At 65.4% G+C, this 11,575-nt stretch carries 3 protein-coding genes; all 3 read left to right on the top strand.

Annotation, left to right across the window (positions count from 1 at the left end; genetic code table 11):
• Positions 1-26: 26 nt before the first annotated feature.
• Positions 27-3,887: an Ig-like domain-containing protein gene (locus tag FFS30_RS23645; protein WP_137915678.1), complete on the top strand. Its 3,861-nt coding sequence runs from the start codon at positions 27-29 to the stop codon at positions 3,885-3,887.
• A gap of 148 nt (positions 3,888-4,035) precedes the next feature.
• Positions 4,036-5,205, top strand: coding sequence for a PLP-dependent aspartate aminotransferase family protein (locus FFS30_RS23640; protein ID WP_137915677.1), 1,170 nt, complete (start codon positions 4,036-4,038; stop codon positions 5,203-5,205).
• 339 nt (positions 5,206-5,544) lie between these two features.
• A complete protein-coding gene (locus FFS30_RS23635; protein ID WP_137915676.1) occupies positions 5,545-11,568 on the top strand; it encodes an alpha-2-macroglobulin in 6,024 nt (2,007 codons plus the stop codon).
• Positions 11,569-11,575 lie beyond the last annotated feature (7 nt).

Below are 11,575 nucleotides of genomic sequence, written 5' to 3'. Positions count from 1 at the left end.
GGGGGAATCTGCCGGGAGGGGTCGCCGTGCGAGCACTTGTTGTTCCGGCGACGCGCGGATTCGCCTGCGCCGCCGCACCTATTTCGCGGCAGGCCGGTGTGGGAACCGGCCTGCCGCGCGTCGGGGCGACAGTGCAGCGCGGATGCGCAAGCACGGCCGCGCATCTTCTGCGCAAGGCGAAGCTGGCCGTACTGGGCGGCGTATTCCTGCTCGCGGCGGGTTGCTGCGGCTACACCAATACGCAATGGATCACCGCGCCGCTCGTCGCCGACGTCGTTTACGACGGCAGCGGCATCAGCGCCTACGACGACAGCCTTGCGGTCGATGCCGCACACACCGCGTACATGCGCTTTTCTCTGGCGACGCTGCCCGGCGTCGGTGCGCCGACACCGGGCGTCAAGGGTCAATGCGATGCAAACGGGCAGAATTGTTTTCATCCGCTTGCGGATTCGGGCTACGCGCTGACCGCGGCGAAGATCGTGCGTGCGCGGCTCGTGCTGTTCGCCGAGCAGGTGACGACGCCCGGGCAGATCGTCGTGGCCAGCCCCGCGGTAGACTGCTGGCCGCGCGAGTACGCGGCGCCGGCAGCGACGAATCCGTGCAACGGCGGTGCCGCTGCCTATCAACCTGGCGTGGATGCGGACAACCCGGGCGCCGCCCAGGCGTTGAGCATTGCCGACGCCGGGTTCTATGCCGTCGACGTGACCGCGGCAGTCAAGAACTGGGTGCAGAACGGCGCGAATCAGGGCGTGCTCGCATTCCGCGCCGCGGGTAGCGGCAGCTTTCGTTTCGTCAGCAAGGACGCTCAGCGCAGCGGCGCCACACTGGCCTATAACGCGCGCCTGCTCGTGACCGTGTCGGATTCGATCGGCACGGTGCGCAACGTCACCACGGCGACCAGCGTGCGCGAGGATCAGCCCGCTGCGACCGGATCGACCTTGCCCGATCTGCGCCTGAATGCCGTGGCCGGTAAGCGCGCCTATGCGCTGTTGAATGCCAATATGCCGCCGGCTGCGCCGATCCTTCTGTACCAGTTGTTGAATGTCGATCACGCCAAAGTCTCGCTGTCGACTTACGCGAGCGGCGCGGTGACCGATGCGAGCGGCGGCGCGCCGCGCATCGATCTGTACCAAACGCCCTCGTTCGATGCTTCGAATTCCGCCTGGAGCAATTGGAGCGTACCCACGGCTACGCCGTTCGCGAGCACGTCGCTGGATGCGAATCTGGCCGCGCGAAACCAGGTGTTGATCAGTGACATCAGCCTCGCCACGCTGACTAAATTTCTCGATGCGTACAACGCGCAGGTGGCCGCGCAGGTTAGCTACGTGACCACAGACAACCCGATCGCGCTCGGCACGGATCGCGTCCAGCCGGTGCTGCTCGACAGCCTAGCGCGTGGCAGTCAGCATCCGCCGCAGCTTATCCTCGCGACCGGATTTCCGCGCGGTTTGAGTACGGGTTATCTCGACACGAACGACCAGCGGCCGCGGCTTTGGTGCGTGCAATTTCAGTACAGCTCCGACCAGCAACATTGCGGTTCCGTGCCGCTGCTGCGCGCGCATGTGGGGCAGAAGTTCGAGGCGATGAGAATCCAGATGGCCATGCAGGACCGCGGCAACCTGGACGGCATTTATCAGGACTATCTGGCGATTCCGATGCACGTCGCCGCACCGGCGACCGGCGCAACGGCGGCGCTCGATCGCAGCGGATTCGATCTCGATGCGCTGAATCCGTACCAAGTGCAACAGCGTTATTCCTGGTACAGCGCGGCAGGCTACGCCGTCGTCGCCACAGCGAACATGCAGCCGGGTTCGTATTCGCTGTCGGCCAGCGCCGTGGGTCATAACGGCAGACTCGCGATCCCGATGGAAAACGTCGCCGCGCCGGTGCCGGTGCTGAGCGGTCCGACCTCTTTGCGTCTGCCGATCGGTGCGATTTCGGTGACCGTGCCGGCCAATGCCGATGCGCCGTTCGCGCTGAGCGTCGACGATCACGGCGCGAACCTGATCGACGAAGCGACGCGCTGGGCGGTCAGCAGCAGCATGGCCGCAGACACGCCGCCCGGCGTGATTTCGCAGAGCGACGGCAGTACGAATTTCGCGCTGACTTTCGCCTCGGCCGGCCCGCGCACGATCACCGCGACGAGCCGCGGCGACGCGACAATCAAGACGTCGCTCGACGTTACCGTCGTCGCGCAGACGCGAACGACGCTCGCGGCTCAGGGCACGATTCCGGTTTTCGGCCAGCCGTTTGTTGTGTCGGCGACCGTAACCGACAACGCCGGTGCGGCCGTGGCCGGCGCCAGCGTCCAGTTCTACTCCGGATCGAAATTGCTCGGCAGCGCAGCGACCGGAACCGATGGCAGCGCGAAGGCGACGCTCACCGATCTGGCTGCCGGCGTCTACGCGATTACGGCCAAGTACGCCGGCAACGTCGCGACCTATCTCGACAGTTCGATGTCCGAACCGGGCACCTATGCGGTCGATGCGGCGGCGACGATCGTGACCCTGTCGGCACCGGCAACGGCCACGTTCGGGCAGCCGATCTCGGTCGGCGCAACAGTCGCACCGGTCGCACCCGGTGCGGGGCAGCCGACCGGAACGATGACGATCGGCGACGGCGAGGTTTCGTGCCGTTACGACCTGCCCGCGGCGAACGGCTGCACCCTGGCCTCGATCGGCGCAGGTAGCAAAACTCTCACGGCGACCTATTCGGGCGACGCGAACTTCATCGGCAGCTCGGTTGTTTCTGCGCTATCCGTCGGAAAGCAGGCGCAGACCTTGACGTTCCCGGCGCAAAGCGTGTCGAGCCGGCCGTTCGTCGCAAGCGCCATTTTCTCCATCTATCCACCGGCCGCGAGTGCCGCTCCGAACTCCGGCAGTGCGATCGTCTATTCGTCGCTGAGCCCGTCGGTATGCACGGTCGCCGGGACGACGGTGACGATGCTCGGTGTCGGCACCTGCTCGATTGCCGCCGACCAGGCCGGCAACGACAACTACGCCAAGGCGCAGACGGCGATCCAGGACATCGGCATCGGCAGGGCGGCGAGCACGACCACACTGACGGCGTCGAGCGCATCGGGCGTCTACGGCCGCAGCGCCACCTTCACCGTGACGGTGGCGCCCGCCCCGGGCAACCCGCTGCCGACCGGCAGCGTCGATTTCACCGATGAGACTTTGGGCGCAAGCCTGTGCACGGCCGTTGCTCTGAGCTCCGCCAGCGGCTGGGCGACCGCGACCTGCACGACCGACGCACTCGGTGCAGGATCTCACTTGATCCGCGCAAGCTACCGCGGCGACGATACGACGGCCGGATCGAACAACGCGTTCGTGTATACGGTCGTCGCGGCCGGCACGAGCATGACGCTGGTCGCCACGCCGAATCCCGCACTAGTCGGCCGGACGGTGACGCTGACGGCCGCGGTGAGTGTCAGCGCTTCTGCAGGTGGCGGCGATGCGGTCGCCAAGAGCGGCGTGGTGGCGTCGCTCGTCGTACCCGACGGATCGTCGCCAGCGAACGCGGCGAACCAGGGCATACTGAAGCGCGCCGCCAATGCAGAGGCGCAAGCAGTATCCGCCCCGAGCGGCACGGTGACGTTCTACGACGGCGATACGCAGATCGGTGCAGTCGCGCTCGACGCGGCTGGGACGGCAGCGTTGAGCCTGTCGACGCTGACGCCCGGCACGCACAACCTCTCGGCGATCTACTCGGGCAACGGCGCTTACGTCCAGGCCGCGGCGCAGGTCACGCTCGCAGTGAATGTGCCGCCGGTGCCGGCGCCGGCCGTATCCGCGTGGATGCTCGTTCTGCTCGGTGTTGTTCTGATTGCGGCAGCATGCAGCCATGCAGCGCGGTCTGCATCACGCCTGGCCGTTTGGCCGCCATAGATCGCCAGGGGCGGCGCGCAGCGATTGCTTGCGCGGAACCGCAGTGCGGCAGGCAAGCGCAGCGTTTGCGTAATGGGCGAACCGGCTTTCCCGGCGCAGCGTTCAATGCTTTATCCTTCGGCATGTCTTTTTGCGGCATGCCCTGCATATGGATTTGAGCTACATCCTCAATCATCTCGGCGAAGATCGCCAAGCGCATCGCGGCGCGGTTTCGCCGCCGATCTACCAGAGTTCGATCTTCGCGTTTCCGACCGTCGATGCGTTCCGCGAAGGCTTTCGCGACGAATTCCGCCGCACGACGTATACGCGCGGCAATAATCCGACCGTCGAAGTGCTGCGTAAGAAAGTCGCCGCGCTCGAAGGCGCTGAAGACTGCCTGATGTTCGCCAGCGGTGCGGGCGCGATCTCCGCCGCGGTGATCGCCAGCGTCGCCGCGGGCGACCACGTCATCTGCGTTGCGCGGCCGTATTCGTGGACGCGCGCCGTGCTGCGCGATCTGCTCGGCCGCTTCGGCGTGACGACGAGCTTCGTCGACGGCACCGACACGGCGCATTTTGCTGATGCGATCACGACGCAGACCCGGCTGATCGTGCTCGAAAGCCCGAACTCGATGACCTACGAGCAGCAGGATCTCGCCGCGGTCGCGAGACTGGCGAAGGCTCACGGTATTCGCACGCTCTGCGACAACAGCTATGCGACGCCGCTCAACCAGTCGCCGCTCGCGCTCGGCATCGACATGGTCGCGCACTCCGCGACGAAGTACTTGAACGGACACAGCGACGTCGTCGCCGGCGCTCTATGCGCGAGCGAAGCGATCATCCGCGAGGTGTTCAAGAAGACCTATATGGTCTGCGGTGCGATCCTGTCGCCGCACGATGCCTGGCTGATGATCCGCGGCCTGCGCACCCTGTCGGTGCGCATGGAACGCATCGCGCGCACGACGCGCGACGTGCTGGACTTCCTGCAAGCGCATGAAAAAGTGGAACAAGTATACTATCCGCACGACGCGGCCAATCCGCAGTTCGCGCTGAGCCAGGCGCAAATGCGCGGCGCGAGCGGCCTGCTCACGCTCGCATTGCGTGCGCCTGACGTCGCCGCCGTCGAGCGCTTCTGCAACACGCTGCAACGCTTCCTGATGACGGTATCGTGGGGCGGTTATGAATCGCTGCAGTTTCCGGTCTGCGCGGTCTATCCGGCCGATGCGCCGTTCGTGCCGCCGGCCGGCGGGGCCGGTCTCAATTTCGTGCGCCTGTCGATCGGACTCGAAGAACCGGAGGTGCTGATCGCCGATCTGCGCGAGGCGCTGGCCGCTATTTAGTTTGCTTCTTCGTGCAGCGGAACTTGGCGCGGCAATGCCGGGCGAGAGAAGAGTAGGGCAGCTCGTTGTTGGTGCGGCAAATTGAGACGCCTTTCTCTTATTCGCTCTTCCGCACCCTCTTTCGCGCGAAGAGATCAGCGAAACCTTCGCGACCCTGGCTGATTCCCGCCACGAATTTGTCAGCGGCGCGCGTCGATTTGCCATTCTCCTCGGCGATGCTATGGCCGGGTCGAAGTAGCACGTAGAATCACCTCGGTTTGATCCGTTTTCGGGTCAATTTGCGTCCGCTCGGGACGCACAAGTGTTTGCGCGAAATTTCTTGCAAAGGACGACAAGACCATGGGGCTGCTGAATTTCATCTGGAACCTGCCGTTGATGCTGTTGCGTCTGGTCGGTGCGGTGCTGTCGTTCTTCTTCGGCCGGCTCGGCTGGGATGCGCCGCCGTGGATGCGCGCGCTCGGCGCCGGCTGGGGCCGGCTCGGCGGTGCGGTGCAGGCGCGCCCGGCGCGCTCCGCCGGCATACTCGCCGCGTTGATCGTGCTGCTCGTCGGCGGCGGCCTCGGCTACCGCGCGTGGCGCGACCGGCCGCGGCCGGTGGCCGAGATACCGGCCACGTTCAACGTGCAAGCGCCGTTGCTGACCGGCTACGACGAAGAGGCGCGCAAGCTGATCGTGCATCCGCTGCACGTGGTCTTCAATCGTTCGGTGGCGCCGATCGCCCTGGTCGGCAAGTCGCCGACGTCGGGCATCGCGATGCAGCCCGAACTGGCCGGCACCTGGACCTGGCTCAACGACCGCGAATTGAATTTCTTGCCGAAGGACGATTGGCCGGTCGGGCAGAAGTACACCGTCGACCTCGATCCGAAACTGGCCTTCGCCGAACACGTCAAGGTCGACAAGAACCGTCTCGAGTTCGCGAGCGCGCCGTTCGTCGCGAGCATCGCCCAGGGTGAGTTCTACCAGGATCCGCAGGATGCGAACGCGAAGAAGGTGGTGATCCACGTGCGCTTCTCGCATCCGGTCGATGCGGCCAGTTTCGAGAAGGCGGTGGCGCTGAGCTTGTCCGGCGCGAAGTTGTCGTCGACGCCGAAGAAATTCAGCGTGTCCTACGACGAGCGCAAGGTCAATGCGTTCATCCATTCCGAACCGCTGTCGATTCCCACCGACGACGCGAGGCTGACCTATTCGGTCGCGGCGAACGTGCGCGCAGCACGCGGCGGTCCGGCGATCGCCAAGCCGCTCGACGGTGTGATTTCGGTGCCGGGCCTCTACAGCCTGGCGATGAACGACGTGGAAACAACCCTCGTCGACAACGCCAAGTTCGAGCCCGAGCAGGTGCTCGTGGTCAATGCTTCGCAGCCGGTGAAGACCGACGACGTCGCCCACGCGATCGAAGTCTGGGCGCTGCCGAAATTCAATCCGAAGGTGCCGGAAGCCGATCGCGGCGACCAGCCCTATGCGTGGAACCTGCGTGAAGTCGGCCAGCAGGACGTGCTCAAATCCTCGCGCAAGCTCGCCCTCGAAGCGGTGCCGACCGAGCGCGACTATGCGGAAACGCAGAGCTTCAAATATCGCGCCGATCCGGGCACATATCTCTACGTCAGCATTCACAACAACTTGAAGTCGTTCGGCGGCTACGTTGACGGTCGCGGTCTCGCCAAGATCGTGCTCGTGCCCGAATACCCGAAGATGCTGCGCTTCATGGCCGAGGGCGCCTTGCTGAGCCTGTCCGGCGACAAACGCGTCGCCGTGGTCGCGCGCAATATGCCCGGCATGCAGCTCGAAGTCGCGCGCGTGCTGCCGGACCAGTTGCAGCACCTCGTTTCGTTCAATCAGTACGGCACCTACGCCAAGCCCGACCTGGGCCGGCTCAGCCCCGACGAAATCGCCGAGCGCTTCGTGCAGAAGGTACCGTTCGACGAAGGCGATCCGGCCAAGGCGCGCTTCGAGGGCGTCGACCTCGGCAAGTATTTCGGCAGCGGTGCCAATGCGAAGCATGGCGTGTTCCTGCTCAAGCTCGGCGTGCTGCAGAAAGAGGAAAAGAAGGCCGAGCCCGATCCGAATGCGGACGAGCCTGAAGCTGATAGCGAATCGACTGCGGAAAATGAGGGCGAGGGCGACGCGAACAATGCGGGCGGCTTCGCAGATATGCCGAATGAAGATTCACGCCTGATCGTCGTCACCGACCTCGGCATGATCACGAAGAAATCGCTCGACGGCAGCTACGATCTCTATGTGCAGTCGATCGCCCACGGCATGCCGGTCGAAGGTGCGAACGTCGACGTCATCGGCAAGAACGGCCAGACCCTGATCAGCCGCGCGACCGATTCGGCCGGGCATGTCCACGTCGATCCGCTCGACGCGATGAAGCGCGAGAAAACGCCGACCATGTTTGTCGTGCGCAAGGGCGACGACCTGTCGTTCCTGCCGATCGGCGAGCGCGACCGCTCGCTCGACTTCTCGCGCTTCGACATCGGTGGTGAACGCAACGCGAAGAATGCAGGGCGGTTGTCGGCCTACCTGTTCTCGGACCGCGGCATCTACCGGCCCGGCGACACTTTCCATGTCGGCGTGATCGTGCGCGCGGCCGATTGGAGCAAGCCGCTCGACGGCATTCCGCTTATCGCCGAGATCACCGACGCGCGCGGCACGGTCGTCGACACGCGCAAGCTGCGCGTGGACACCGCGGGCTTCCTCGGCGTCGACTACACCACGCAAGAGAGCGCACCGACCGGCACCTGGAACGTCAACGTCTATATTTCCAAGGACGGCCACGCCGACGCGCAGATCGGCTCGGGAAGCGTGCAGATCAAGGAATTCCTGCCCGACCGCATGAAGGCCGAGGCGCGCCTGTCGGCGTCCTCGCCCGACGGCTGGGTAAAGCCCGACGGGCTGAAGGCGCTGTTCTCGCTGCAGAACCTGTTCGGCACGCCCGCGCAGAACCGCCGCGTCGAAGCGACGCTGACCCTGACGCCGTCGATTCCGAGCTTCCGCGGCTATGCCGACTATCGTTTCTTCGATCCGCAGCGCGCGAAGGAAGGCTATTCCGATCCGCTCGGCGAGCGCACGACCGACGACAAGGGCGAGGCCGAGTTCGCGCTCGACCTGTCCAAGTACGCCAACGCGACCTACATGCTGCGTTTCTTCGCCAAGGGCTATGAGGCCGAGGGCGGTCGCAACGTCGCCGGGCAGGCGGCCCAGCTCGTGTCCTCGCTCGACTATCTGGTCGGCGCGAAGACCGACGGCGATCTCGGCTTCGTCCAGCGCGACGCCAAGCGCAGCGTCAATCTGATTGCGATCGACGCGAGCGCGAAGAAGATCGCGGTCGCCGGGCTCAAGGCGGCGATCATCGAGCGCCGCTACGTGTCGATCCTGACCAAGCAGGATTCGGGCGTGTACAAGTACGAGTCGAAGGGCAAGGACATCGCCGTGTCGGAGACGCCGCTGTCGATCGCCGCGGCCGGCAGCGACTTCGCCTTGCCGACCGACAAGCCCGGCAGCTTCGCCCTCGTGGTCAAGAACGCCAAGGGCGAAGAACTCAACCGCGTCGACTACAGCGTCGCCGGCGAGGCCAATCTGACTCGTTCGCTGGAGCGTAACGCCGAGCTGCAGCTCGCGCTGAGCAAGCACGACTACGCACCAGGCGAAGAGGTCGAGATCGCGATCCGCGCACCGTATGCCGGCAACGGCCTCATCACGATCGAACGCGACAAGGTCTACGCGCACCAGTGGTTCAAGGCGGCGACCTCGGGCTCGGTGCAGAAGATCACCGTGCCGAAGGACTTCGAGGGCAACGGCTACATCAACGTGCAGTTCGTGCGCGATCCGTCCTCGGACGAGATTTTCATGTCGCCGCTGAGCTACGGCGTGGTGCCGTTCTCGGTCAACCGCGACGCGCGCCGCGACGTGACCAAGATCGACGTGCCGACCCTGGTCAAGCCCGGCGATACCTTGCACATGAAGGTCGACGTCGCCCAGTCGGCGCGCATCGCCGTGTTCGCGGTCGACGAGGGCATCCTCCAGGTTGCGCGCTACAAGCTCGGCGATCCGCTCGACTTCTTCTTCCGCAAGCGCATGCTCGACGTGAAGACCAGCCAGATTCTTGATCTGATCCTGCCCGAGTTCTCCAAGCTGATCGCGATGGCCGCCCCGGGCGGCGACGCCGACGAGCTACTCGCACGCCACCTCAATCCGTTCAAGAAGAAGCGCCAGGAGCCGGTCGCGTGGTGGTCGGGCATCGTCGACATCAAGGACAGCCGCGAATTCACCTGGACCGTGCCGGACGACTTCAACGGCAAGCTGCGCGTGATGGCCGTGGCCGTGCGCGCCGACAAGATCGGCATCACCCAGAACGCGACGACGGTGCGCGGCGACTTCGTGCTGTCGCCGAACGTGCCGAACATGGTCGCGCCGGGCGACGAATTCGAAGTCAGCGTCGGCGTTGCCAACAACTTGACCGGACTCGGCGGCAAGGACGTGCCGATCGCCGTCGGCCTCGAACTGTCGCCGGGACTCGAAACAGTGACCGACTCTCACCAGCAGGAAATCAAGCTCGGCGAAATGCGCGAGGGCGTGCTGACCTACAAGCTGCGCGCGAAGAGCGTGCTCGGCCCGGCCAAGCTGAGCTTCCAGGCGCACTACGCGGACAAGTCGGCGAAGATCGGCACCGAAGTCTCGGTGCGCCCGGCAGCGGCCTATCGCACCGACGTGATGGTCGGCGATCTCGGCAAGGGCTCGGCCGACATCAAGCCGCTGCGCGACATCTACGACGCCTTCGCCAAGCGCGATATCGCGGCCTCGTTCACGCCGCTCGTGCTCGCGCAGGGCTTGTCGGCCTACCTCGACGACTTCCAGCACTATTGCACCGAGCAGCTCGTGAGCAAGGGCGTACCTGCGCTCGTGTTTGCGGCGCATCCGGAGTACGGCGCGATCAAGTCGAAGGACAAATCCAAGTCCGCGGCCGACTCGCTGCAAGGTCTCTATGCCGTGCTGCATACCCGCCAGAACAGCGAAGGCGGCTTCGGCATGTGGACCTCGACGCCGGCATCCGAGCGCTTTATCTCGGTGTACGCGATGCAGTTCCTGATCGAAGCCAAGGAACGCGGCGAGCGCGTCCCGGCCGACCTGATCGAAGCCGGCAACCGCTATCTCTCGCAGCTCGCCGCCGACGAAAGCGACGGCTCGCTCGCCGGCCTGCGCGAGCGCGCGTTCGCGATCTACCTGCTCACGCGTCAGGGCACGGTGACGACCAACTACATCGCCGCAGTGACCAAGCGCCTCGACGACAGCTACGGCACGGCGGCGGCCGGCGCCGCGCGCAATACGCCGCGCGATGCGTTCCTCGAAGGCAACGACTGGCACGAGAATCTCGTCGCCGGCTATATCGCCGCGTCGCTCAAGCTGCTCAAGCAGGACAAGGAGGCCGACCGCCTGATCGCGCCGCTGCAGACCGGACTGAGCCGCGCGACGATCGAGAACGCCTACCGCTTCGAGCGCTGGTACGACTCGCTGTTCCGCGACTCGGCGACCTTGTATCTGCTGGCCAAGCATTTCCCGGAACGCATACGCGCGCTGCCGCAGCAGGCTTTGGCGAATCTCGTGCGGCCGATCCAGCGCGGCTGGTACAACACGTTGTCGTCGGCGCAAACCATCCTTGCCCTCGACGCCTACGGCGCGCAGGCAGGCGAAGGCAAGCTGAGCCTCAGTGCGATCCTCAAGGACGGCACGGCCAAGCCGCTCGATGCGAATGCGGGCATCCTCGTCCGCGCCGCCTTCGATTCCGCGGCGACCGCGCTGCGCGTCGACAATGCCGCCGATCTGCACGCATGGTATGCGGTCAGCCAGGCCGGTTACGACCGCACGCCGCCGACCAGCGAGTTGAAGCAGGGTCTGGAGATCGTGCGCGAATTCACCGACACCGACGGCAAGACGCTCACCCAGGCCACGCTCGGCCAGGAGATCGACGTGCACCTGAAGATCCGCGCGACCGAAGTCGACAGCATCGGCAACGTGGCGATCGTCGACCTGATGCCCGGCGGTTTCGAGGCCGTGCAGCAACCGCCGCCGGCGCCGAGCGACGATGCGAGCGGCGACAACGCGAATAACGCACCCGCGCAGCAACCGGTTTGGCGCTCGCCGGTCGGCCTGCCGGGATCGAGCTGGAACCTCAGCTACGCCGACGTGCGCGACGACCGCGTGGTCATCTACGGTACGGCCACGCGCAGCGTCTCCGAGTTCATCTACCGCATTCGCGCGACCAATGCGGGCACCTTCGTCGTTCCGCCCGCGTACGGCGAGTCGATGTACGACCGCACGGTGCAGGCGAGGTCGCTGGGTACGAAGATCGAGGTAACGAAAAAGTGATGCGAAC

The sequence above is a fragment of the Rudaea sp. 3F27F6 genome (assembly GCF_005503555.1).
GTDB lineage: Bacteria > Pseudomonadota > Gammaproteobacteria > Xanthomonadales > Rhodanobacteraceae > Rudaea.
The sequence above is the reverse complement of the archived record's forward strand: the minus strand, read 5'-3'. Positions and strand labels throughout refer to the sequence as shown.

What these genes read in the sequence shown, in the direction of transcription:
- FFS30_RS23640 (WP_137915677.1), top strand. Translation starts at nt 4,036, where the DNA reads ATGGATTTGAGCTACATCCTCAATCATCTCGGCGAAGATCGCCAAGCG.
- FFS30_RS23635 (WP_137915676.1), top strand. Translation starts at nt 5,545, where the DNA reads ATGGGGCTGCTGAATTTCATCTGGAACCTGCCGTTGATGCTGTTGCGT.